Here is a 24,817-nt window from a genome sequence, read left to right on the forward strand (position 1 = left end):
GTACGAACGTCTTGAACTATGAATCATGATAACAATTTAAAACAAAAGAATTCTTACATATTAGGTGTAGGAAAAGCAGGAGCTAAAAATTTAGATTTTCAGCACCAGATGTTAAAGCGGCATTCTATAGGGCAACTTGAAAAAGCTGGTCTAAAAGAAAGCGCCATTATCTGGGATATTGGTTGTGGAAATGGTACAATGACTGAGATCATGGCATCTAGAGTAGGTGATAATGGGCAAGTATATGCAGTTGATATTAGCGAGCAACAAATCCAAATAGCCCAGCAAAGAATTAAGAATGCAGGACTCAAAAATGTTACATTTATAGTTAGTGATCTTTACTCACTATCAAATAATGATTATCCCAAAGCCGATATTGTCTATTCTAGATTACTATTAATGCATCTGAAAAATCCTATTGAAGCTATAAAGCTGATGAGTTCTTTATTAAAAAAAGAAGGGATAATTTCATTACAAGAATCTGATCTAAATTCAACTCTTCAAAAACTAAACAATCAGGAAACTAATGAAAGTTTCAAACGTTATTATAAGCTTGTCACGACTTATGGGCAAATTAACGGAGTTCATTATGACATAGGCAATAAGTTAGCTAATATATGTCAAAGTTTAAATATTTTTTCAAAAGTAGAACATTATATTTCTAGTTATGATTTTAATGAATATAAAGACTTGCTCTTGGCTAGATATGACGAATTTAAAGACAGAGTTGTTTTAGCTCGCTTAATAACTAAAGAAGAATCTCTACAACTTCGAGAGAAGCTGCAAGTTTTTTTTAATAGTGAGGAATTAATAAAGATGAACTTAAAAATTAATCAACATCATTTATTACTGACTATATAAAAGCTAGAAATTAACTCATTATATAGCCTGCTTCATGACAATTTAGCAATAATGTTTTTCACTTCAAACTCATAAGCTTCTTCAAAATTCCAATGAAGTTTGAAAGGAAGTAAAATACTATCTCTTGCCACCCTACCATAAAATTTTTATGCTGCTTGTGAATTTTGTTGCATAAAAAAAGCATCATTTATATACTGTCTTTTTGTGCCTAAGGTTAGCAAAATAGTCTAAATATATGGAAGAAAAGCAAAAGTCTAAACCAACGCTTCGTGCCAGAGCTAATAAAATTAAAGATTTTAAATGCAAAAACTTAATTGCTGTAATTGAGAATCTTGATAATATAAAAAACATTGTTACTAATCAAAAATTGCTTCCTGATACATGGGAAGAAATGCGTGCGGAGCAAAAACTTAATGCTATATCCGTCTCGGCTATAAAATGGAGCTTTGTAAAGATTTTTAAGGATACAAATAGTTGTATGGATCACTTAGATAAGCAAGGCTTTGTTTCGCTTGTTACTTCTCCTCATTTGAAAGGATACAAAAATGTAGTACTTCATGAACACGATTATACTAAGTATAAAAAGCTTGCAATTTGGTTTGGAAATGAAGGAATAGGCATTAGTAAGACTGCAGTTGAAAGGAGCAATATTTGTATTAACATTCCAATGTATGGCATTATTGAGAGCCTTAATTTAGGTACTTCATCTGGTATTATACTATATGAGATTACAAAACAACGGCGTGAATTCCAGTTTAACTTAAAAAATAAAATTGTTACAAATAAAATTAAAAAAAATTTTTAAATTGAAGAAAGAGAAGAGGGGAAGTAAATAATAAATACTTTATATAGATAATTATATACTAGGTCTAATTACAGCATGTCCAAATCTATATTTAAAACGTTGCTTAGTTTTTTTAGTGTATCTATTGTACCGGTACGTGATCCTTTCTCGATAGCAGAAATATATTGTTTAGTTTTACCAATCTTAGTAGCTAGCTGTTCTTGGGAAAGTCCTCTATGTTCACGATAAACCTTAATAGGATTTTCACCACTTAGAATTTTCTGAACTAGTTCTTCAGGGAAATATTCCTCATTTTTAGCAATTCCCTCAAGATATAATTCCTCATCGGTAATATGACGTTCCTTAAAGTTTATAAGCTTATTACTCATTTGTATATTTATCCTCCAACGAGTTATTTCCATAACATGCCAAATTATAGTATAGGCAAAAATCTGCTATACTTAAAAAATCATTTTTTATGTTTATTCCATCATATAATTTTATCTCTTGGAAAGATTTTTTATATATTTCTGTATGAATAAACCCAAGCAAATATAAAGTTCCAAGGCTTGAGGTAAAAATTATACTATTTGGATCGTTTAGTATTATATCCTCAATTAAAATAGTAAAAGTCCCTTTAGGCTCATTTCTTATTTCATCAATTAATTTACGTATATTAGTATGATGGAATGAATTTTGCTCTATAATCTTTGATGTTTGGAAATTATTTTGCTGACAGTAATTATTTATAAGTTCTTTGCAGTGTTTACGATTTTTAGAATTTGAGATAGGTGTAAGGAAGATTATTATTTTTTTGGTATCAAGCATGTGTCCCCGCTGAATATAAACTTAAATTGCTCAAGTTTTAACCACCGAAGAAAATCTTTGGTGGTTGGGGAGTTCGAAAAACCGTAGCAACAGTTCACAATAGATTTTAAGCTTAAAATAATATTCTAAGCTCTGGACATGTCTATTATCACCCCCAACCATAAGTATTGAGGATTGCATTATATAATGGTTAATGTATAACCATGCTACAAGAGGTTTCGAAGCCCCAAAATAGCTTTAACTATTTCAAACACAATTTTATATTCTATTTCCTAAAAAAGTCAATCGGTAAGTGAATTGAGGGTGGCTAGCATTCCTAACTAAGTATAGATATCGTCATTGCGAGGAAAAACTATAAGTTTTGACGAAGCAATCTAGTAAAATGCATAGCATTTTTATTATTTTTTTTGGATTGCCACGCTCCTTGCAGTCGCTCGCAATGACGGGAAGCTGATCCACGTAGGCAACGCCTCTTCTAAATGACAGGAAAACTAATCAATTATTTGTATCTGTAGATCTTTTTTCTTTGCAGTTATTTTTACTATTTTTCCGCTACTTACCTCGCCTGCTAAAATCATCTTAGCTAAGTTATTTTGTATTTCACGCTGGATAAGTCGCTTCAATGGTCTTGCTCCAAAGCTCGGATCATAACCTTTTAAGGCTAAATAGTTTAAAGCTGGTTCATCAAATTCAAGAGTGATATTTTGTGCTGATAAGATTTTCTTTAAACCCTCTAGCTGAATCTTTACTATATCGTGAATATTATTTTGGTTTAATCTATGGAATAATATAATCTCATCTAACCTATTCAAGAATTCAGGCTTAAATACCATCTTCACATATTCCATAACTTGGTCTTTTACCTTATAAGTATCTTCGCCCTCTTTTTGGTTAACGAGTATTTCAGCACCTAAATTAGATGTTAGCACAATAATAGTATTCTTAAAATCAACTGTGATACCCTGACTATCGGTAAGTCTTCCCTCATCTAATATTTGCAGCATAATATTAAAAATATCGGGATGGGCTTTTTCCACTTCATCAAATAATATGACTTGATACGGGCGGCGTCTTACCGCTTCGGTAAGCACTCCACCCTGATCATATCCAACATACCCGGGAGGTGCTCCTATCAAACGAGAAATAGCATGCTTCTCCATATATTCGGACATATCAATACGTAAGATGGCGTTACGATCATCAAAAAGAAAACCCGCTAAAGCCTTAGTCAGTTCAGTTTTACCAACTCCAGTCGGACCGAGAAACAAGAAAGAACCAAGCGGGCGGTTAACATCCTGAATACCGGCACGTGATCTTCTAACAGCATCACTAACGCTTTTTATCGCCTCATCCTGCCCTATTACCGACTCACGTAATTTCTGCTCCATCACAAGCAAACGTTCACGCTCACTTGATAGCATTGTATCGATCGGAATACCGGTGATACGAGAGATAATACTTGCTATATCACTTTCTGAAACAATTTCCTTTAACAATCCTTTACTGTCAGCATTTTCGGATTCCTGAATTTTCTTCATAATCTCAGGAATGATTCCGTATTTTAACTCACTAGCTTTGGCTAAATTAGCATCACGTTCTGCTCGCTCTAAATCAATCCTAGCACGGTCTAACTCTTCTTTAAGTTTCTGCTGTCCTTGAATTTTGGATTTTTCGGCTTGCCATTTAGAACTCATATCGTAAGATTTAGATTCCAACTTTTCTAACTCTGCGGTTAAATGCTCAATTTTCTTTTTAGAATGCTCATCATTCTCTTTCTTTAAAGCTGCAAGCTCTATCTTTATCTGAATAATACGGCGATCTAGTTCGTCCAGTTCTTCAGGTTTACTTGATAGCTCGATTTTCATACGGCTACAAGCTTCATCAATTAAATCAATCGCTTTATCAGGTAGAAAACGATCCGTAATATAGCGGTTTGATAGAGTTGCTGCCGCAACTATCGCACTATCGGAAATCCGTACCGCATGGTGCAGTTCATACTTTTCCTTAATACCTCTAAGTATGGATATCGTATCCTCTACTGTCGGCTCGCTAACATAAACAGGCTGGAAGCGGCGAGCAAGTGCAGCGTCTTTCTCAATATATTTGCGGTACTCGTCTAAAGTGGTAGCTCCGATACAATGTAGTTCACCGCGTGCAAGCATCGGCTTTAGTAAATTTGATGCATCCATAGCTCCATCAGTCTTACCAGTACCGACTAATAAATGTAATTCATCGATAAATAAAATAATCTCACCACTTGATTCTTTTATTTCACCAAGAACAGCTTTAAGCCTCTCTTCAAACTCACCACGATATTTTGCTCCTGCAATCAACGCTCCCATATCAAGCTCGATAATTCGGCAATTAATAAGAGTTTCTGGCACATCTTTGCTAAATATTCGTTGTGCTAACCCTTCGATTATCGCAGTTTTACCAACGCCAGGTTCGCCGATCAATACCGGATTATTTTTCATACGACGAGATAATACTTGCACTGTTCTTCTGATTTCTTCATCACGTCCGATTATCGGGTCAAGCTTACCACTTTCAGCAAGTTCAGTTACATCTCTGCCATATTTTTTTAGAGCATCATAGCTATTTTCTGCTGATTCAGTATCGGCTTTTTTACCCTTGCGAAGCTGCAAAATACTAGCTGCTAGTTTTTTGCTATTAACCCCATTATTGGTTAAAATTTTACCAGCTATAGTATTATCAAAACTTAAAGCTTCCAAAATACGCTCGATTGTAACAAAGCTATCCCCATTATCTTTAGCAAGACTATTAGCTTTTTCTAAAACTTTAAGAAATTCAGCAGAAGAATAAATTGTTCCTCCGCCATCAACTTGCACTTTTGGAATTTTATTTAATTCTACCTGTACTTGATCAGCTAAAATATTTAAGTTACCTCCGCTATTACTAATAAGTGTTTTAACGATCCCTGTATCTTCATTAAAAAGACTAGATAATAAGTGCAAAGGTAATATTTGCTGATGATCATTTTTAGCCGCAATGGGTTGACAGTTTGTTATTACTGATTTAGCATGTGCAGTAAATTTATCAATATTCATATAAATAATATATTTTAATTAATAAGATTAAAATTTTTTAATAGATATTGTTTATATAATTACTTTAAAATTATAATACAAGGGTATACTCGTTTTATTTGAAAAATTGGCGGCGACGTCCTACAGGTGCTGAGGTACTCACGTAGTTTATCTATGCTCCGTTCCTCGTGCTTATAAACTTCTTGCTCTTTTCCAAATAAAACTTCGTCTACTATCTAACTAAACTAAATATTAATATATAAAGCTTTCACTATGTCCTCATTAAAAGAACAATTCGACGCAGATAAATATTTTCTTACAACACAAACAAATGAATTTTTAGCAAATAACAAACAAGATCCTCTACATACAAACAGAGATGAAGTTAGAGAAGCAGTTAAAAACGGTAATTTTACTGAAGCATTACAAAAACTTGAAATTTTACGTGAAGAAAGAACCGGTATAACACTTACTAAAATTGATCCGTTGATAGAAGGTACAACACCGATAATAATTCGTGATGCACGAAATGCTAAAGATCCTCGAGAGCTTGGAACGGAAAGCTTTGAGATGCAATATTTAAATGTCATAAGAGCAGCAATAGATATAGCTGAAATCGAAGGAAAACCAGAAGCACTTAAGACAGAATTAAGAAAACAAGCAGTAGATTTTATTGATAACTTTCATAAAGATAATGAAAAAAATTCTCAAATGCAAATCTCTCCTAATGTAAAGGATAAGATTAATGACATAGCCATACTGCTAGAAAATAATGGCATTAAAGAAGTGCATAAGAAGCTAAATGTAGCAAAAGATTTTCAGAATTTTAATGATGAACATTGTAATATAGTAACGCTCTCAAATATTAAAGATAAAAATGGTAAAGATCATACTGTTATTGAGGCAGAAGTAGCACTCAAGGGAATAACCGATGAGCAAAAGGCAGAATATCAGAATAGAGCCGATAAAGATTGGTTCAAGAAAATGCCTAGTTGGGAAAGACAGTTAGTTAATAAATATGCTGAAACAATTAAAGAGGGTGAGCATGTTATCCCTACTCAATTGCGTCAAATAGTAGGAATGAAAAACACTTTTGAGAAAATTACAGCAATAGCTGAAGAAAATAAACCTATTGAAATAATACGTGCCTCTAAACATGCAGGAACTCTTGCTTCTATTTCTCGTGATAAAGAATCACAGATTTAAATACTAAGCAAGCTCAAGAATGGATGGGCGATCATAAATTGCATGCTAATACTTTAAATAGTGGAGCTGCAAATTTTGTAGTGCCGCACCCTGATGCAAAACTGGTAACTCTTACTAAAAGAGCTATAGATCATGTAGGAGGTCGTTATACTAATACAGCGTTTAATAAATTTAGAAGAATCGCAGGTTTTAATCATTTTGATGGTACAAAAGAACAACTTAACGATTTGGCTAATAATTTACCAAAAGAAACTAACTTCAAAGATATTGCGACCCATTTAAAACCACGTGGTAAATTAGAAAGATTATTTGGTATTAATAAACCGAAAGGTGATCTAAAAACAATGCTGAATACAGAATTTAATGCAGGTAGGTTATCTAAGCAAGCTCATGAAATATTAACCAATGCAGCTAGTTTAAAACAAGATATAGAAAAAGCTGACGCAATTTTTTATAGAGGTGCAGATAAAGAAAATATAAGTAGTAGCATTTCACGAAAATTAAATTATTTAAGCAACCAAATCTCAAATTCTAATGACTCTATTTTTAAAGATGTTCCAAAGCACGAAACGCTTACTATGTGTGCAAGTGGTAAGGATCGTACAGGTCTTGCCGAACATGACCAAACTAGTACTGCTATAGCTAATAGATTAAGAATAGAAGTAAAAGCTGCTGATGAACAGCTTTTAAAAGCAGGTCATACTGCCGGTCAAGCTGGCGGAGTTTATGCAGGCGGTGCTACAATCGGATGTTACGGTACATTAAAAGTAACGGCACAAGGTTTTCCTGAATCTAGACAAGAATCATTAAAAAGTATGATTGAGCCATCGGGAGCCAATAATAAGATTAAGAAACTTGAAAAAGGTCAGGTAGTTAATGAACCAGCAGAGCATAAAAAAGCTAAAGAAACGCCTAATCCGTATCAAACGACAAATTATGAAATAGCTGCAAATATACAAACACCTTCTGTTGTGGTAACTACTCCAAAAAATGAACTAACTGAACTAATACCGGATTTAAATAAAGCCCAACAACAAATAATATATAAACCTACAGTAGAATTAGATAATGGAGGAAGAATTACTCCTAATGTTACACCTGCACAAAAAGTAAATCAACGTAATAAAGATAATAATATAGGGAGGTAATAATGTCGCATTTAGCAGTTGTAACAGGCGGTACTAGAGGAATAGGAGAGTCTATTGCCAAAGAATTAAAAAATAAAGGTTTTACTGTTATTGCTAATTTTTTTAGTAATCATGAAGCTGCAAAAGCTATGGAAGAGCAATATGGTATCAAAACCAAACGTTGGAATGTTGCAGATTTTGAAGATTGCAGAAGAGCGATAAAAGAAATTGAAGAGGAATATAAACAGCCAGTAAGCATTTTGGTTAATAATGCCGGAATTACCAAAGATAAAATGCTGCATAAAATGAGTCATCAAGATTGGAACGATGTAATTAACGTTAATCTCAATTCTTGCTTTAATATGTCAAGTAACGTAATCGAGCCGATGCGAAATCAAAATTACGGTCGTATAGTAAATATCAGCTCAATCAATGCTCAGGCAGGGCAGATTGGTCAGACTAATTACTCTGCTGCTAAAGCTGGAATTATAGGTTTTACTAAAGCTTTAGCACGTGAAACTGCTTCTAAAAATATCACGGTTAATTGTATAGCTCCTGGATATATTGCAACGGAAATGGTAGGGGCAGTACCTGAAGACGTGCTTGCAAAAATCGTTAATAGTATTCCGAAAAAAAGATTAGGGCAACCTGAAGAAATCGCAAGAGCAGTAGCATTTCTAGTTGATGAAAATGCTGGATTTATCACGGGTGAAACTATCTCAATCAATGGTGGTCATAATATGTTATAAATAATTTAATGGATTTTAATATGAGCAAAGAAAGAGTAGATCCGAATAATAATGACGAGGTGTATCATGATTTTGATACAACAAAAGGTATAAATTTTTTTCTTTCAAAAGGGGTTGAATCTTACAGAAGGGGGGAATATGAAGAAGCACGGACAAATTCTCGGAACGACATATTTAGGGGGCAAGATCTAAACCAGCTTATAGCAACAGCATATAATAACGCTGGTAATGAAGAAAAAGCATTACAATTTTTACAAAAGACTAGATTATATAAACTTGCACAAGAATTAGTTATAGCTAATCCAATCCAAGATAATGATAATATATCGCCTCAAATTATACAAGAAGCAATTCGTCATTTATTTTTAGAACAGCAAAGACAAAATATAGTACAACAAGAACAAGGACAAAGAATTGGTGCATTAGAACAAGAAATTGATAAGATAAAGAAAATGTTATCTAATGCAAATATTGATACTATAGATGGCATTAATACACAAATAAAAGAGCTAGAGAAGAAAGATTCCGATTTATATAAGTATTATAAGCATTTTCTTTCAGGGTTGCGGTCTATATATTTGGCTTCTTGTATTACTAGTAGTGATGCAGTAGTAGTAAATGTTGGGCATATGGAGCGTACAACTTCTATTGAAAAAGGAATATGTATTGTGTTAGATATGGTTACGGCGGGATGGTTTAAACCTTTTGTAACTGGAGGACTTTCGGTTTTTCATGATATTGCTGATAATATTTATAACTCACGTGTGGAAAGTAAGGTATCAGAGGTGCTTAAAAAGTTCTATATGATAGTTAGTAAGCAATATGATGAAAGTATGGATTTTGAATGGCATTTGAAACAAATAGCATTGTTTTATACTGAGTTAAAAAAAGATGAGGTTTTAAATATAGGATCAGAAAATAATAAGGATAATTTTTGGAATTTTTGTAAACAAAAAATCTTACCCATGCAAAAAAAAATAAGGATAAAGGAGATGACCATATAGTAAAATTAGCCTTTAATGATATCGTGTCTTTGATAAATTATATAGAATATAATGCTGATACGATGATAAAGGAACCTGCACCATTTTTAGCTCAAATTGGCAGCAGAGCAAAAACCGAATTAGGAAAAACATGGGAAGAAGTAGTAAAAAGTAATCCTACCAATATTGTAGAATATAAATTTTCACAAATAGAAAATAATTTATCTGAATTTAATACTATAATTCAAAAAATGAAGCTAGGGCAATGGGCTAGTATTCCATTATCTTATATTTCAATTAACCCTTGGTCTCTATATTTTTTAAAGCTTTCTTGGTCAGGTGAACAAAGAGGAATTAATCATTTTATGTTATTGCTATTATATAAAATGTGTAAGCTTAATGATGAAAATATCCGTACTTTAAAAGATGAAATTAATGATAATAACGAGAAACATGGAAGTATGGAAATAGTCATAGATGAATTGATTGGAGTTCAGGGACCTTATGAAAAAAATATTCGTAATTTTGCAAAAAAGAATAAAGATATAATTGAACTAGCAAGAACTCAGGCTCCTCAATTATTTGTTACAGAGCGTAATATTGATTTATGTGTTGAAGATGAAAAGCATAAAAAGGATGCAAAAGAGATATTACAATTAAGATCTTCAGACCAATTTGTTAAAAGTTGCTTAAAAAGAGTATGTCCTAAGTTAGATGAGTATAGAAAGGCTCAAGCTGAAAAAGCTAAACTGAATATAAAATATGAACCGATAGGTGCGGATTTGATGACTTTTGAGATACTTAAGCATACTGATGAGCATAATGAGGTCTCAAATTTAGGTGTTGCGAAAGGATGAGTACTATATACCATATTCTTGATCATGTTCCTGCTATTTATAAAGAGGATATGGAAATAGAGTATAAGAATTTAGCAATGCAGATAATTAAGTCGGGGAAGCTAAGAATAGATACCGATGATTGTTGCAATTTTGCAAGATTTAGTGACCCTGCTTTTAATATTAGTATGATGGTTAGCAAAGAAGAGCTAACAGATCCACATTTAATCCCTGAAACTACAAAACTTTTCCAAAATCTATATAGAAATTCTGCTACCGATCAAAAAATAAAATCTGTCTTTGATAATCTAAAAAAACAAATCTATAAACTACAGCCAATCAAAAAAGAAGTAATGGAAATGTTAGCCCGTATTTTTGTACAATCTGCTCACCCGATTGTCATAAGATGGCTACTTCTTGATAAAACAGAAATATTTATCACCTACTCTCATAATATTGGTGATATGATGGATATGGTTAACTGGCAGAAAGTAGGCGGTAATAGTGGAATGCAAAGCACTAACGGCAAAGATGTGGCTATTTTTGTCTCATGTGGTGGTAACCCTTTTGCTGAAAATAGTAAGGATCACCCTATGTATGGTGGTGGCTTTGCTGCTGTTGCAAGATTGCAGATTATAGCAGCTCAAGAACTTGGGCATTTTGCTGATATAAAAAGGGATAATAGAGGTAGGCAAATCACCCGCCATTCGGCTAATTTTTCTGGCACTAAAGCAACGGATAATGCACGTATTGCTCGTAAAAAAGATATAGAACATTGCCGTAATTTACTGCATAAACTGCTTATAGCAGGCATGAAAAAGCAGCTAGATTATGAGACAAAGCTTAAATTTTATCATACTAATAAAGTAAGAGGTTTAAAAATTCTAGCAATAAACTTCATGATTTTTATATATAAATTTAAGCTTTTAAGATATAGCAATAAACATGGTTTGGTTTTTGTCAGGAAATTTAAATCAGATAAATATATGGCATTAATGATTGATGCTATGTTTAAAGATATGCAAGCTAATTTATCACCATCAGCTGATGTATATAAAAATAAAAATCCTGAAATTGAAGAAGCAGTAGCCTGCATTGAAGCACTAGCACGAGTACCTCAGCAAGCAATAAAATGGGGATATCTAACAACAAAGGAAACTATGCATGAGCTTTATAAGATATATTATAATGAGGTCATCCCATCGTTAATCACTAGCTATGATGCAGTAACAGGTGAAAACTATAAACGTAGTTTGAAAAAAGCTAAAATTAGCTTATTAGCTAAAATAAATATTTTTAACAAGAAAAAATTAGTACTAAAACCAGTCAGAGAACTATAATTCGTTGTAATAAAAAATTCAATCTTTAATTGAAATGACAGTAATAATGCTATATTTATAGTGTAATATATCATTATTACTTATGTCCCAGAAACCTAAACACGACGAAATTATAAGAAGTGCGTTTGAAAACCCTTTAGTTTCTAAAGAGTTTTTTCAAATGCATTTACCCCCTTATATACAGAATCTAATTTCTCTTGAAAACCTAAAAATGGAAAAAGATAGCTTTGTAGATAAAAGACTCAAAAAATCTATAGTAGATATTCTATTTTCTGCTAAGTTTGGAGAGAAAAAGGGCTATTTATATCTACTTTTAGAACACCAAAGCACACCTGAGTATAAAATGGCTTTGAGGTTATTTCGGTATATGTTTAAAATTGCTGAATACCATAAGAAATCAACAAAAAGTAAAAAGTTCCCTTTCATATATCCTTTGATATTTTACAATGGTCAAAAGAAATATAATGCTCCACGAAATCTATGGGAATTATTTGAAAATAGTGAACTTGTAAAGGCTACATGGACTAATGACTATCAATTAATCAATGTACATGATATTCCGGACGAAAAATTGAAAGAAAAAGCATGGTCTGGGATTTTGCAATTTTTTATGAAGCATATTCATGAACGTGATTTATTGAAAAGGTGGGAAGAAGTAGCTGATCTTTTGCCTAAATTCGCTAAAGTTGATATCGGTATTGATCATATAGAACTAATTTTATGCTACACTTTGACCAGAATTAAACAAGGTGATATAATAGAAGTAGAAAAACTACTTAAATCAAAATTAAATCCTAAAAAAAGAGAAAACGTTATGAAAAGTATAGCTCACCATTGGATGCAACAAGGAAAGGAAGAAGCAAGAGAAGAAGCAAAAGCGGAAGCAGTAAAGCTAGTTAATATTAAAATGCAAGAAGAAAAAATTACTATGGCAAAGAAAATGCTAAAAGAAGGCATACCATTAGGTGCTGTTATAAAAATTACAGAATTATCTAAAGCAGATTTAGAAAGATAAAATCACTATATATTTAAGTATTTTGATAAATACTAAGAATCTCAAAATCTTGCCCTCTTAAAAAGAACTTTTCTGGCAACGTAATTTTTGCTACAAAATTTTTTACTGATTTGCTTGATAAATATATTGTAGCTGTGGTATTACTCTGCTCGTCGTTATTTATACGTGCTGATAGTAGAGTAATTATTTGTTCTAATTCTTCGTCATTTTTAGGGTAGAGCTGTAAATCAAATTGCTGATTGCCAGTTGCATTTTCAATTGATGAAAAGCTTTTAGCAGTGATTTTAATACCGCCCTCATCTTTAATGATATCGCAATTAACAACTACTAGACTTTTGACGTCAAGTAGATGTACGTAATCTTTTAAAACTTCTTCGCTAAAAATACTTAACTCAAATATATTTTCAGGATCAGAAAGCACTAGGGTAACAAATCTACCTCTTGCTGACATACGAGAATCTTTCTTTTGTATTACACCAGCAATCATTACTCTATTACGGCCATCAGGCAAATTATTATGTAAGTCAGCCGAGCTTAAGATATTTAAGCGATTGAATATTTCTTTGTATTCTGTTAGCGGGTGATTTGAAATAAATAACCCCATAGCCTCAAATTCATAAAAAGTTAAAGTATTCTTATCAGCGTAATCACTTGAGACTAGGATTTCTTTACTTAAGCTGGAAACTTTAATTAAACTAAATTGATTAGATGCCTGCTCTTCATGGTAAGAAACCGAATATGCAAGAAGCTTAGAAATGCTTGAAAATAATTGCAATCTATTATCATGTAATTCATCAAAACAGCCAGCTTTAATTAGATTTTCAAGTAATTTACTGTTGATAGCTTTTGGTGGTAATCTCTCAATAAAATCAATGATCGATTTAAAAGCACCTCTTGCATTTCTTTCATCTGTTACTAGCTTACCAAAATTCGGCGTGACTCCTTTTATAGCTCCAAGTGCGAAGATTATAGAACTATCAATGTCATACCGCGGCTTGACCGCGGTATCTTTTAATTGGTCTCCATGGATACCGCGGTCAAGCCGCGGTATGACATACTTTACACTAAAATACCCACCTGAAATATTAATATTCGGTGCAATGATTTTTATATTATTATCTTTTGCTTCTTGCAGGAATAAATTAATTTTATCGTGATTATTTAGTTCAAGATTTAAGCACGCAACTACGAATTCTGCTGGATAATTAGCTTTAAGATATGCTGTTTGATATGAGATAACCCCGTAAGCTGCGGCATGTGCCTTGTTAAAACCATAACCAGCAAATTTAGCAACAGTTGCGAAAATCGATTTAGCTTGAGCCTCAGAAATATTATTAGCTATTGCACCTTTAACAAAAATTTCTTCTTGTTGTTCCATCTCAGCTTTAATTTTCTTACCCATGGCTCTACGAAGCAAATCAGCAGCTCCTAGCGTATAACCAGCTAAAACTTGAGCAATTCTTTGGACTTGTTCTTGATATATCACTACTCCATAAGTTTCCTCTAAGATAGGCTTTAACAACTCATGCAAATAATCAGGCTGCTGTAATTTATGCTTACAAGCTATATAGGTTGGAATATTTTCCATAGGTCCAGGGCGATATAACGCACCAAGAGCTATTAAGTCATGTATGGAATCAGGTTTAAGGCGTCTAAGGGCATCTTTCATCCCAACACTTTCAAACTGGAATACGCCGACTCCTTTACCTTTACATAACATTTGATAAGTTTTTTCATCATCAAATGTCATATCGTTAAAATCTATTTCTATATTTTGCTCTTTTAACAATTTCTTACAATCGGTAATAACAGTTAAAGTTTGCAGCCCAAGAAAGTCGAACTTAATTAAACCAGCAAGCTCGCAATATTTCATGGAGTAGCCGACTACCAACATATCGGAGTTAGCATCTTTATAGACAGGTACTATATCAACTAAATCAGTACCAGCTATTATGATTCCTGCTGCATGTGTTGAGGAGTGGCGATGCAGCCCTTCAAGAATTAATGATGTATCAAGTACTAGCTTAATTAATTCTAGCTCACCCTCTAAATTATATAATCCGTTACCTTTAGCAGCATTGGCAAGCTCTGGCACTTCTCGTATTGCCTGTTCAAGCGTAACGGGGTTTATTGCACTAAACGGTACTAATTCAGTTAGATAATCTGCAAATTTATATGGCAGGCTTAGTACTCGTGCAACATCCTTAATTACAGCCTTTGCCTGCATTTTACCGAAAGTTATAATTTGTCCTACTCTATTATTACCATATTTAGAACGTACATAATTAATAACTTCTTCTCGTCTTTCCTGACAAAAATCAATATCAAAGTCAGGCATTGAAATACGATCTGGATTCAAAAATCTTTCAAATAATAGACCAAATTTAATAGGGTCAAGATCAGTAATAAGCAAGCTCCAAGCAACAACTGATCCTGCTCCTGAGCCTCTGCCTGGTCCTACTAAAATACCTTGATTTTTACTCCATTTTATAAAGTCAGATACGATCAAAAAATAACCAGCGAAATTCATACTGCATATAATATTTAGCTCATAGTCAAGACGAGCAAAATACTCAGTTTTAATATTTTCTTGATTTTCTATGGAAATATGTTCAGATTTGAATTTTGTATCAAGTCTTGCAAGTAATCCATCTTTTGCTTCTTTTCTAATTAAATCAGTTTCACTAATATCTTTAGTAGCAAAATTAGGAAGCATTGGAGGATTTGTATGGGCAGCAAAATAACAACGCTGGGTTAAATTTACTGTATTTTCGATAGCACTAGGTAGATCGGCAAAAAGCTCGATCATTTCTTTTGCTGATTTAAAATAACAATTCTCACTAACTGTTTTACGATCAGGATATTCTTTAGTAACACCGGCAGAAATACATAATAATACATCATGTGCATCATGCATGCTTTTTTTGCTGAATAGTACTTTATTGGTAGCAACAAGCGGAATATTTAATTTTGATGCTATTTTAATATAATTATCTTCAATAAGCTGCTCTTTCGGTAGATCGTGTCGCATGATTTCAAAGTAAAAACGATCTCCAAAAATTTCTTGCAAGTTTCGTACAAACATTTCAGCTTGTTCTTCTTTATTAGCAAGCAAGCATTTCCCTGTAATACCCTCAGTATAACAACATAATGCTATTAATCCCTCTTGATATTCTTTTAAATCCTCAAAAGTAATATGGTTGCATATTTTACGATCATTTGTAGTAAAGGTAATACTGGATAGTTTAAGCAAATTTTTATAGCCAGTTTCATCTTTAGCTATCAATAATATTTCTGCAAAAACGTTTGCTTCATATTGTATATTTAAAATAACCCCGTGAATAGGCTGCAAACCTTTCTTTATTGCATATAAAGCAAACTCTAGCGATCCAAATAAATTCTCTTTATCTGTTAAGCAAATAGCAGGCATTTTATAAGAAGAGGCAAGCTCTACTATTTTTTCAGTAGTTAATGCACTTGCTAAGAAAGAATAGGAACTTTGAGTTCTTAAATGTATAAATTCAGTTTGCATTTTTAATTATTGTTAAAGTGTATAAATCGTCATTGCGAGCGAGTGAAATGAGCGTGGCAATCTCATGAAATAATACGGGATAACAACTCCTGAGATTGCCGCGTCGTCTACGACTCCTCGCAATGACGTTGTTGGGGCTAAATCTTACTTCCTACTGTATAATATTTAAAGCCGATGCTCTTCATTTTATCAGCTTTTAAGATATTCCGTAGATCAATTATTATAGGTGTTTTTACCAAACTATAAATTTTCTGCCAATCAAGTGCTTGAAATTCATTCCACTCAGTGGTAATAACTATAGCATCAGCAGAATCACAAGCTTTGATTGCGGAATCTAGATATAACAAATTTTCATTTTGAAAAGTTTTTTGGGAATTTTCAAGACCCATAGGATCGAATGCCTTAACGTATGCACCTTTATCTAATAAATTTTTAATGATCTCAATTGCAGGACTTGCTCTAACATCGTCGGTACCTGCTTTGTAGGTTAAGCCTAAAACTGCTATATTTTTACTTTTCAAATTTTCATCTAATAAAGTAGCTATCTTATCTACCATAAGACTCGGACGTTCTTTATTACTTCTAATCACTGCTTCAAGAATTTTAGAATCTATGTGATTATTCTTAATGATACTATTTAATGCCAAGATATCTTTTGGAAAACATGAGCCTCCAAAGCCAGGTCCAGCATTTAGAAAGGCTGTTCCAATTCTTTTATCAAGCCCTATTCCTTTAGGTAAATTTTTAATATCAGCACCAATTTTCTCGCATAAATTAGCCATCTCATTAACAAAAGCAATTTTAGTAGCCAAAAAACTATTTGAGCCATATTTAATAAGTTCTGATGTAACTAAATCAGTTACTACTAATTCTGCTCCATTATCCGTTAAAGGCAAATAAATCTTTCGTAATATATCCTCTGATTCTTTATTATTTACACCAATCACGATACGATCAGGATATAAAAAATCTTCTACAGCATTCCCTTCACGTAAAAATTCTGGATTTGATGCAACATTAAATGAGAAGCCTTTTGCTTTTAAATAATTAATGATATTATTACAACTATTTGGTGGTACAGTTGATTTGATAACTATTAAACAATCTTTGTTTATATGTAGAGAAACTTTATCTATTGCCTCATAAACATAACTTAAATCGGCTTCGCCTGATTCTTTAGAGGGTGTACCGACTGTTATAAATACTGCTTCGGTATTTTTAAGTTCATCACTATAAAAGCTAGTAAACTTTAACCTTTCATGTTCCAAAGCTTGCGTAAAATATTTATCAAGTTTAGCTTCATAAATTGGTAATATTTTCTTATTTAACTTAGAGATTTTGGCTTCATCATTATCAAGACAAGTAACATTATGACCTAAATAGCTCATCATAACACCGGAAACTAATCCCACATAGCCGCTACCAATAAATGTAATATTCATAATTTTTGATGATTTTTTCTAGATTATACTTTATATTTAACAAATATTACAAGTCTAAAACTTGCGTTATCTTTTAATCGATTTATAAACTCGAATGAATTTTCTCAAAAAAGCTTTTATTAGTATTTTTACAACTTTTGCTGCATTGTTTCTAATTGCATATTTAATTTTTTATAGTGCAAATCATGGACATATGAATAAGCCTTTAAAAAGAGTAATTGAATTTTATTTAAGTAAAAATGATATCAAAGCTGTAATAGATGACTTAAATTTTAAAGAAAATCACTTAATAATTAATAAAATTTCTTTATATCTTATAGATAATGCTGAAGGGGAAATTAATGACCTTGATATTACTTTAAATTTCAAAAATCTATTTTCTAATTCATTAATAGAAGCATATTTTAATGTAGCTCAATTTTCGGTAATATCAAATAATAAGGAAGAAATTATAAATACTCAAATAAATGGTGATTACTCCTTAAATATATTCCAAAGAAATATTTTAACTAATATAAACCTAACTTCAATAAAAAGTGATATTTTAACAGATGAAAAAGGGGCAGGGCTGCCGCTTGGAAAAGCTGTATGTGTTTATAAAACTAGCAATACAAAAAATAACCCTAAAATAGCTGATTGTAAGCTGAATTTTGGGAACAAAGCTTCTTTATCTTTAAACAGTAAAATAACTGATAAAAACATAGATGCAAATGCCAATATAGTAAATATTCCTCTGATAATTTACCAAACAGTAGAAAAAATTATTCCTAACAATCCTGTGATATCGTATTTGCAGGAGCATATAAAACAAGGTCACATTCAAAACGGCGAATTGAGCATTAAACTAGATAGAAAATTTTTAAAAGAAAATATTTTAGAAGACGATAATTTAAAAGCAAATTTGCATATATCAAATTTTGAATATAAATATCATAAGGATTTACCTGCTTTAACTAAAGTTGATACTAATGTAGTTATTTCAGGGGCAGAGGTAAAATTTTTGATTAACGAGGCTTATAGTGGTAATAGCGTTCTATCTAATGGTATTATGACTTTTAAATGGGAAGGACCTCTTAAGTCACAATTTGTTTTTAATGCTACTGCTAAAGGTGAAATTAGTGATTTAGTTGATTTTATCCCAAATAACGCATATCAAAATATTAAAAATGAAGATATTGATTTGAAAGGAATTAAAGGAAATGCCAATTCAATAATAGAGATAATAATTCCTATCAATTCTGAAATCGATAATAGCTATAATGTTACCTCAACATTAACTGATATAAATTTTAATACTTTAAGTAATAATATATTATTACAACATGGTGAGGCAAAAGGTGTTTTTAAAGACAATCAATTAAATATTACTGGTAAGGGTAAAATCAATAATTATGTAAGTAATTTTACTTACGACCACGATATGGTAGATGAAAATAATAATTGCCTGCTTAAAATAAAAAGTAATATTACAGCAAATAATAAAAGTTTTGGCATATTAAAATTAATGTCAGGTAGTGCTGTTTTAGATTTTGAATATAAGAAACAAAATAACAATGCAACTATTGATCTTAATTCTAACCTTGATAATTTAGAGTTTTATATAGATAAAGTAGCTATCCACAAACAGTTGCATAAAAAAGCTAATTTAAATATCCATACTAAATTAAGTGATAAGGGTTCAGATAAGAATATCGAATTTAATCTATCAGGGGATGATAGTTTAAAAATTAGTGGTAATATCTTAGCTAAGAAAGATACTTATAATATATCTTTGCTCTCCATCAATCATAAAAATACAAGATTAAGCGGAAAAATAACTATAGATAGTCATAATCTAAATACTGAAATTTATGGAAGCGTATTAGATCTTTCAAACTCTAATATGATAGAGTTTTTACAAAAAGATGGTGATTCCACACGTAATGTAATATTAAAAACTAACATATATAAAATTTTATTAAAGGATAATGTAATTTTAGATAACTTTGATTTAGCAATTAAATGTGATAAAGTACGCTGCTTCTCTGGTTTTCTAAATAGCAATATTTCTAATAATGGAAAAGTGAGGATGTCTCTTACTGCACAAGAAAGCTATGAACAATGGTTAATTGAGTCAGATAATGCCGGTGCATTACTTAAAGGGCTCGGGATGTATAGTTCTATGCAAGACGGTTATGCTAAAATTAACCTGAATACTAGAAGATATAAAGTTAAAAAAGGCGATATAATACCAATATTAGATGGTAAATTCTATATAACACGTTTTGCCTTAACCGATACTCCTTTTTTAACAAGATTAGTTTCTTTTGTTTCAATACCTGGTCTTCTTAGCTCGATAACCAATAATAAGAATATTTCATTTGAAGATATGAACGGTAATTTTAGTTATCAAGGAAACGTAATTACATTATCCGGTGCAGAAGCACACGGACCATTTTTTGACTTTACTATGAAAGGTAATATTGATACCAACCAAAAATTAATTCAAATTAAAGGTAACGTTATCCCATCATTTTTCTTCATTAGTAGTATTGTAACTAAAATACCGGTAGTAGGTAAGATATTTTCTAAGGTCGCACCTTATTCTTTAAAAATACAATATAAATAATATGTTTTTGATAAAGAAAATAAGTACAGATAAAATATATTTACTTGGGATTCTGCTCTTAGGTCTAATTTCCGGTTTCACGTTTAATTTAATTTTTTTTACCGTTCCGTACCAATTATCCGAAGCAAGATATACAACCGATATAATAGGTTTAATATCGCTTGCTGCTTTTCCTTATTGTTTAAAGGTTGTATGGTCTCCCTTTATTGATAAATATTCTATTCCTTTTTTATGTTCTAAATTTGGAGCAAGGCGTGGCTGGGCAATAGCATCACAGCTATGCCTAATTTTAGCGATGACCGGATTTTTAAGCTTTAGCCCTTGTGATAATATATATATTACAGCCACTATATTATTTATTATCTCTTTTTGTGCAGCTACTCAGGATATTGTACTTGACGCATACCGCATTGAAAGACCTACTTCAAAAAAAGAACTTTCTTTAGCATTTACCTTCGGTAGCATTGGATTCCGACTTGGTATGTTACTCGGTAGCGTCGGTGCTTTATATATATCGGTTATTTTTGATTGGAGTACTGTTTATAAATTGGCTATTTGTATTACTCTTCTTGGACCTATGATTGTTTTATGCATTAAAGAACCAAAGCCGAAACAACAATCTCATAGAACGAAAGATTTAATAAATCTGAAACAATATTTTGAAGTTATTAAAAGCAGTATTATATCCTTGAAGAACGAACAACGGCATTTATTGTTAATCATGCTGTTTGTTTTTTTATATAAAGCCGCTGATTCTATACCTATGGCTATGAGTTCACCTTTGTTATTAGATTTAACTTTTACTACTCATGAAATAGCTTTTATTTACAAGGCTTACGGATTGCTTATCATGATAGTAGGAGGAGCATTAGGCGGAATTTTATCAACAAAAATCGGTATATTACGCAGCGTTTTAATAGGCGGCATTATTCAATTACTTTCACCTCTTATGTTCATGATCCTTGCTATTGTCGGATATAACGTAAAGATATTTATAATAACTATTACTACACAAAATTTTTGCATTGGTTTTGCTGGAACTATTATCTCTATATATTTTGCAAATCTCTGTAATAGTGAATTTATTGCTACCCAATATTCTATTATAGCATCTTTTAGCTCGGTTAGTCGTATTGTTTTAGCTGCTCTTGGTGGCATTTGTGCAAAATATCTTCCTTGGTCTTTATTCTTTTTTTGTAATACGTTATTTAGTATGTTATTTATACTGGTCTTCTTTAAAGTGTATGGTAAGAAAATGTAGAGTATCGCCAATAGCAAATTACTTAGGTAATTCGCTATTTGCGTAGAGTAAGGATAAATTTATCCCTATTCCTAATAATTAAATGTTTTCTACTTCCTGACCTAACATATTCACATTTGATTCTTGTGAGTTGTTTACAGTATAATCTATATCAAAAAAACTAATTTTATTAAATATAGCGTGCTTTATTTCGGGCGGTAAAATATATAAATCACCATATCCTTCTTTCCCTATTCCTGCTATTTTTAAAAAATTTTCATTTTTATACTCATTTATTTTTTTTAAATTCGGTATTTCTTTATTGTTATAATTCCAAAACTCTTCAAGCGTACTTTGATCATATTTTTCGTATAATTTTAAATATTTATTTAACTCTACAGCATTTTTATCTTCACTAAATAATTTTAATTGTTCCCATAAACTTTCTAATTTTGCTTTATTGTTTTTGGTTATTATATTAATTTCCTTTTCTAAATCATTATCAATAGAATTTCTAAATTTAAAATTAGTTATGAATTGGTTTTGTTTAATAGCTTCTAACAAATCTTTTTTCATTTCTGGAGTCCTTGGAAACCAATGCACGCTAGTTGTACTATATAAGGTACCAGTAATATCATAAACTGTCCCTTTTTTTAAAACCGCTATCAATGCTTTTACACCTTCAGAGTCTAAATGACTAACATCAAGACTATGTATATTGTTTTCTTCAGAGTTTGCTATTATTTCTAAAACTTTATTTATAATTTTTTGATTTACTCCCTCACCCCATCCTCCTACTAACACTTGGTTTAAGCTTTTATTTAAAGTAAATAATTCTTCTAATTTTTTTTCTAATGTTTGATTATCATTTACTTTCTCATCTAAATTAAAAGGAATGTTACCTAAATCCAAAATTTTTGCAGTAGTATTTTTTGAAATATCTTCTAATAATGAACCTAATTCATTAAGAGTTTTATATTTGTTGGATATATCTATTTCAATTTTATTGTTTGACATATTATTCCCCTATTGTAATTTTGAAATAATATTATATTAATAAATTTACTTTTTAAAGTTAAAAAATTAATTACATTTACTAATTTAGGGCAAGTTTAGTACGCTAGGGTGTGTTAAGAAAAATAGCAATTCTTGAAAAAGAAAAAAAGAAGTATATTATATAGTTATGAAATTATATTCTTTTCAAGAACATTTATCAGAGCTTAAAGTAAGATTATCTAGAATATTTATTATTTTTATAGTTGCATTTGCTATTTGTTATTATTTTAGTGATAATATTTATAGTTTCTTATTAGAACCGCTTGCTAAACTAAGTAAGGATAATTTACGAAATATAATCTATACTGGACTTACTGAGGCATTTTTTACTTATATTAAGCTTGCAGCTTTTACAGCTTTCGCTATTATTATACCAGTAATTGCTTTAGAATGTTACTTATTCGTTAGTCCGGGATTATATCGCCATGAAAAAAAAATTATTGCGTTTATTCTTTTTATATCGCCTATTTTATTCTGGTGTGGTAGTATTTTCGTTTTTTATTTCGTAATGCCAAAAGCTTGGAATTTTTTCCTTAGTTTTGAAAAGCGTGATTTAATAGTACCGATAGTTTTAGAAGCTAGGATTAGTGAATATTTAAATCTAGTTATTCATCTAATTATAGCTTTTGGTGTTGCCTTTCAACTTCCAGTTGTTTTAATAATATTAAATATATTAAAAATAATTACAATAGAAACACTTAAGCAAAAAAGACGTTTTGCGATAGTTATTAACTTTATTATTGCAGGAATATTAACTCCTCCAGATATATTAAGCCAGTTTGCTCTTGCAATACCGCTGCTTTTATTATATGAAATTTCAATAATAATATGTAATTATATAGAAAAAACCGAGGTCATAAATGCTAAATATTAAATGGATTAGAGAAAATCAAGAATTATTCGATGATAAGCTTAGGCAGAGATTTATTGAACCTATGGCAAAAAGAATCGAAGAGCTTGATGGAAAAAAAAGAAAAATCACTAATCTAATTCAAGAATTTCAGCACGCACGTAAAGTAAAGTCAAAAATTTTAGGTAACATAAATCCTAAAAGCGGCGAGGAATTTGAAGGATTACAAAGAGATGTCAAGGACATCAATGAAAAGCTAGAAGAACTCGAACAAGATTTAAATAATAATAATGAGCTAAATGAGCTATTAAATACTCTTCCTAATATTCCTGATGAAGAAGTGCCATATGGTATTGATGAAAGTATGAATAAATTAATTCGTACTCATGGAGAAGTAGATCTTAATGCTCAAAATAAAAAACAACATTTTGAGCTTGGTGTAAAGCTAGATCTAATGGATTTTGAGCAAACGGCAAAAATTTCAGGTGCTAGATTCGTAACATTAAAAGGTGATTTAGCAAAATTAGAGCGTGCTTTAGCCAATTTCATGCTTGATATTCATACTGGAGAGTTTGATTTCCTTGAAGTGTCGCCTCCAGTGCTAGTTCGAGATAATGCTATGTATAATGCGGGTCAGTTACCTAAATTTGCCGATGAATCTTTTGCAACCACAAACGGCTATAGGTTAATTCCAACTGCAGAAGTATCGTTAGTAAATATGGTTGCCGATACTATTATTCCTCGTGAAAAATTACCTATGAGACTTGTTGCTTATACACCATGTTTTAGGTCAGAAGCAGGTAGCAGTGGTAGAGATACTAGAGGGATGATTAGATTGCATCAATTTAGTAAAGTAGAGCTTGTATCTATTACAACACCTGAAGAGTCAAAAAACGAGCATGAATACATGACTAACGCTTCAGAAACTATCCTACAGAAACTAGGATTACCTTATCGCACTATGCTACTTTGTACAGGCGATATGGGATTTGCATCACAAAAAACTTATGATATAGAAGTTTGGCTTCCTGGACAAAAGCAGTATCGTGAAATTGCTAGCTGTTCTAATTGTGGTGATTTTCAAGCACGTAGAATGAAAGCACGATATAAGGAATTTGGTAGTCATGATACTACTTTAGTTCATACCTTAAATGCTTCTGGATTACCAATTAGTAGAACTATGGTTGCAATTTTAGAAAATTATCAAAATGAAGACGGTTCAATAACCGTACCGGATGTTCTGGTAAATTACATGGGAGGGTTACAAAAAATCACTGCATATTAAAGAATAATCATTTATTAAACGTAAATAA

The 24,817-nt window shown here is 31.5% G+C and carries 19 protein-coding genes; 13 read left to right on the top strand and 6 right to left on the bottom strand.

Translation table 11 applies throughout. From position 1 onward, the window contains the following. The first annotated feature begins 18 nt into the window (after positions 1–18). Positions 19–861, top strand: coding sequence for a class I SAM-dependent methyltransferase (locus AAGD49_RS00230; protein WP_341788637.1), 843 nt, complete (start codon positions 19–21; stop codon positions 859–861). A gap of 235 nt (positions 862–1,096) precedes the next feature. Then, positions 1,097–1,666 (top strand): TrmH family RNA methyltransferase, encoded by a 570-nt coding sequence (locus tag AAGD49_RS00235; RefSeq protein ID WP_341788638.1) that lies wholly within the window; start codon positions 1,097–1,099, stop codon positions 1,664–1,666. Between the two features lie 68 nt (positions 1,667–1,734). On the opposite strand, the gene AAGD49_RS00240 is transcribed toward AAGD49_RS00235, so the two are convergent. The 3 genes from AAGD49_RS00240 to clpB form a co-directional block, all read right to left on the bottom strand. Beyond that, positions 1,735–2,034: a helix-turn-helix transcriptional regulator gene (locus AAGD49_RS00240; RefSeq protein ID WP_341788639.1), complete on the bottom strand. Its 300-nt coding sequence runs from the start codon at positions 2,032–2,034 to the stop codon at positions 1,735–1,737. After that, a complete protein-coding gene (locus AAGD49_RS00245) occupies positions 2,027–2,473 on the bottom strand; it encodes a hypothetical protein (protein ID WP_341788640.1) in 447 nt (148 codons plus the stop codon). Before AAGD49_RS00245 ends, AAGD49_RS00240 begins: the two co-directional genes overlap by 8 nt. 491 nt (positions 2,474–2,964) lie before the next feature. Next, positions 2,965–5,541, bottom strand: a complete 2,577-nt coding sequence (gene clpB / locus AAGD49_RS00250; RefSeq protein WP_341788641.1) for an ATP-dependent chaperone ClpB — start codon at positions 5,539–5,541, stop codon at positions 2,965–2,967. Positions 5,542–5,793: 252 nt separating this feature from the next. On the opposite strand from clpB, the gene AAGD49_RS00255 reads away from it, so the two are divergent. The 7 genes from AAGD49_RS00255 to AAGD49_RS00285 all read left to right on the top strand — a co-directional run bounded on the left by AAGD49_RS00255 (position 5,794) and on the right by AAGD49_RS00285 (position 12,776). Then, positions 5,794–6,726, top strand: a complete 933-nt coding sequence (locus tag AAGD49_RS00255) for a hypothetical protein (RefSeq protein WP_341788642.1) — start codon at positions 5,794–5,796, stop codon at positions 6,724–6,726. A 23-nt stretch (positions 6,727–6,749) separates the two neighbouring features. Then, on the top strand, positions 6,750–7,874 hold the full coding sequence (locus tag AAGD49_RS00260) for a hypothetical protein (RefSeq protein ID WP_341788643.1): 1,125 nt from the start codon (positions 6,750–6,752) through the stop codon (positions 7,872–7,874). A gap of 2 nt (positions 7,875–7,876) precedes the next feature. Further along, positions 7,877–8,602: an SDR family oxidoreductase gene (locus AAGD49_RS00265; RefSeq protein WP_341788644.1), complete on the top strand. Its 726-nt coding sequence runs from the start codon at positions 7,877–7,879 to the stop codon at positions 8,600–8,602. Positions 8,603–8,622: 20 nt separating this feature from the next. After that, positions 8,623–9,606, top strand: a complete 984-nt coding sequence (locus AAGD49_RS00270; protein ID WP_341788645.1) for a hypothetical protein — start codon at positions 8,623–8,625, stop codon at positions 9,604–9,606. Between the two features lie 62 nt (positions 9,607–9,668). Beyond that, a complete protein-coding gene (locus AAGD49_RS00275) occupies positions 9,669–10,442 on the top strand; it encodes a hypothetical protein (RefSeq protein ID WP_341788646.1) in 774 nt (257 codons plus the stop codon). Further along, positions 10,439–11,761 (top strand): DUF2748 family protein, encoded by a 1,323-nt coding sequence (locus tag AAGD49_RS00280; protein ID WP_341788647.1) that lies wholly within the window; start codon positions 10,439–10,441, stop codon positions 11,759–11,761. The genes AAGD49_RS00275 and AAGD49_RS00280 overlap by 4 nt, the downstream gene beginning before the upstream one ends. A gap of 82 nt (positions 11,762–11,843) precedes the next feature. Beyond that, positions 11,844–12,776, top strand: a complete 933-nt coding sequence (locus AAGD49_RS00285; RefSeq protein ID WP_341788648.1) for an Rpn family recombination-promoting nuclease/putative transposase — start codon at positions 11,844–11,846, stop codon at positions 12,774–12,776. A 13-nt stretch (positions 12,777–12,789) separates the two neighbouring features. Here the strand turns inward: AAGD49_RS00285 and dnaE are convergent, their stop codons facing one another. Together dnaE and AAGD49_RS00295 are read right to left on the bottom strand one after the other, a co-directional pair. Further along, positions 12,790–16,308, bottom strand: a complete 3,519-nt coding sequence (gene dnaE, locus AAGD49_RS00290; protein ID WP_341788649.1) for a DNA polymerase III subunit alpha — start codon at positions 16,306–16,308, stop codon at positions 12,790–12,792. A gap of 137 nt (positions 16,309–16,445) precedes the next feature. After that, positions 16,446–17,750 (bottom strand): UDP-glucose/GDP-mannose dehydrogenase family protein, encoded by a 1,305-nt coding sequence (locus AAGD49_RS00295; protein ID WP_341788650.1) that lies wholly within the window; start codon positions 17,748–17,750, stop codon positions 16,446–16,448. Between the two features lie 94 nt (positions 17,751–17,844). On the opposite strand from AAGD49_RS00295, the gene AAGD49_RS00300 reads away from it, so the two are divergent. Both AAGD49_RS00300 and AAGD49_RS00305 read left to right on the top strand, forming a co-directional pair. Further along, entirely contained in the window at positions 17,845–20,358 is a 2,514-nt protein-coding gene (locus AAGD49_RS00300) for an AsmA-like C-terminal region-containing protein (RefSeq protein ID WP_341788651.1), read from the top strand. A gap of 1 nt (position 20,359) precedes the next feature. Then, positions 20,360–21,619, top strand: coding sequence for an AmpG family muropeptide MFS transporter (locus AAGD49_RS00305; RefSeq protein ID WP_341788652.1), 1,260 nt, complete (start codon positions 20,360–20,362; stop codon positions 21,617–21,619). Between the two features lie 78 nt (positions 21,620–21,697). On the opposite strand, the gene AAGD49_RS00310 is transcribed toward AAGD49_RS00305, so the two are convergent. Beyond that, positions 21,698–22,615, bottom strand: a complete 918-nt coding sequence (locus AAGD49_RS00310) for a hypothetical protein (protein WP_341788653.1) — start codon at positions 22,613–22,615, stop codon at positions 21,698–21,700. Positions 22,616–22,781: 166 nt separating this feature from the next. Here AAGD49_RS00310 and tatC point away from each other — a divergent pair, with 166 nt between their 5' ends. Both tatC and serS read left to right on the top strand, forming a co-directional pair. Further along, the gene (tatC, locus tag AAGD49_RS00315) at positions 22,782–23,528 is read left to right on the top strand and encodes a twin-arginine translocase subunit TatC (protein ID WP_341788654.1); all 747 of its coding nucleotides are present in this window, start codon (positions 22,782–22,784) and stop codon (positions 23,526–23,528) included. Continuing rightward, complete coding sequence (serS, locus tag AAGD49_RS00320; protein ID WP_341788655.1) at positions 23,515–24,789, top strand: serine--tRNA ligase; 1,275 nt, start codon at positions 23,515–23,517, stop codon at positions 24,787–24,789. The genes tatC and serS overlap by 14 nt, the downstream gene beginning before the upstream one ends. The last annotated feature ends 28 nt before the right edge of the window (positions 24,790–24,817 follow it).

This window comes from Rickettsia endosymbiont of Lasioglossum villosulum (genome assembly GCF_964026455.1).
Taxonomy (GTDB): domain Bacteria; phylum Pseudomonadota; class Alphaproteobacteria; order Rickettsiales; family Rickettsiaceae; genus Rickettsia.

Bases quoted from the DNA above. Each gene is read 5' to 3' on its own strand.
- AAGD49_RS00230 (WP_341788637.1), top strand. From the start codon at position 19: ATGAATCATGATAACAATTTAAAACAAAAGAATTCTTACATATTAGGT.
- AAGD49_RS00235 (WP_341788638.1), top strand. From the start codon at position 1,097: ATGGAAGAAAAGCAAAAGTCTAAACCAACGCTTCGTGCCAGAGCTAAT.
- AAGD49_RS00240 (WP_341788639.1), bottom strand. From the start codon at position 2,034: ATGAGTAATAAGCTTATAAACTTTAAGGAACGTCATATTACCGATGAG.
- AAGD49_RS00245 (WP_341788640.1), bottom strand. From the start codon at position 2,473: ATGCTTGATACCAAAAAAATAATAATCTTCCTTACACCTATCTCAAAT.
- clpB (WP_341788641.1), bottom strand. From the start codon at position 5,541: ATGAATATTGATAAATTTACTGCACATGCTAAATCAGTAATAACAAAC.
- AAGD49_RS00255 (WP_341788642.1), top strand. From the start codon at position 5,794: ATGTCCTCATTAAAAGAACAATTCGACGCAGATAAATATTTTCTTACA.
- AAGD49_RS00260 (WP_341788643.1), top strand. From the start codon at position 6,750: ATGGGCGATCATAAATTGCATGCTAATACTTTAAATAGTGGAGCTGCA.
- AAGD49_RS00265 (WP_341788644.1), top strand. From the start codon at position 7,877: ATGTCGCATTTAGCAGTTGTAACAGGCGGTACTAGAGGAATAGGAGAG.
- AAGD49_RS00270 (WP_341788645.1), top strand. From the start codon at position 8,623: ATGAGCAAAGAAAGAGTAGATCCGAATAATAATGACGAGGTGTATCAT.
- AAGD49_RS00275 (WP_341788646.1), top strand. From the start codon at position 9,669: ATGATAAAGGAACCTGCACCATTTTTAGCTCAAATTGGCAGCAGAGCA.
- AAGD49_RS00280 (WP_341788647.1), top strand. From the start codon at position 10,439: ATGAGTACTATATACCATATTCTTGATCATGTTCCTGCTATTTATAAA.
- AAGD49_RS00285 (WP_341788648.1), top strand. From the start codon at position 11,844: ATGTCCCAGAAACCTAAACACGACGAAATTATAAGAAGTGCGTTTGAA.
- dnaE (WP_341788649.1), bottom strand. From the start codon at position 16,308: ATGCAAACTGAATTTATACATTTAAGAACTCAAAGTTCCTATTCTTTC.
- AAGD49_RS00295 (WP_341788650.1), bottom strand. From the start codon at position 17,750: ATGAATATTACATTTATTGGTAGCGGCTATGTGGGATTAGTTTCCGGT.
- AAGD49_RS00300 (WP_341788651.1), top strand. From the start codon at position 17,845: ATGAATTTTCTCAAAAAAGCTTTTATTAGTATTTTTACAACTTTTGCT.
- AAGD49_RS00305 (WP_341788652.1), top strand. From the start codon at position 20,360: ATGTTTTTGATAAAGAAAATAAGTACAGATAAAATATATTTACTTGGG.
- AAGD49_RS00310 (WP_341788653.1), bottom strand. From the start codon at position 22,615: ATGTCAAACAATAAAATTGAAATAGATATATCCAACAAATATAAAACT.
- tatC (WP_341788654.1), top strand. From the start codon at position 22,782: ATGAAATTATATTCTTTTCAAGAACATTTATCAGAGCTTAAAGTAAGA.
- serS (WP_341788655.1), top strand. From the start codon at position 23,515: ATGCTAAATATTAAATGGATTAGAGAAAATCAAGAATTATTCGATGAT.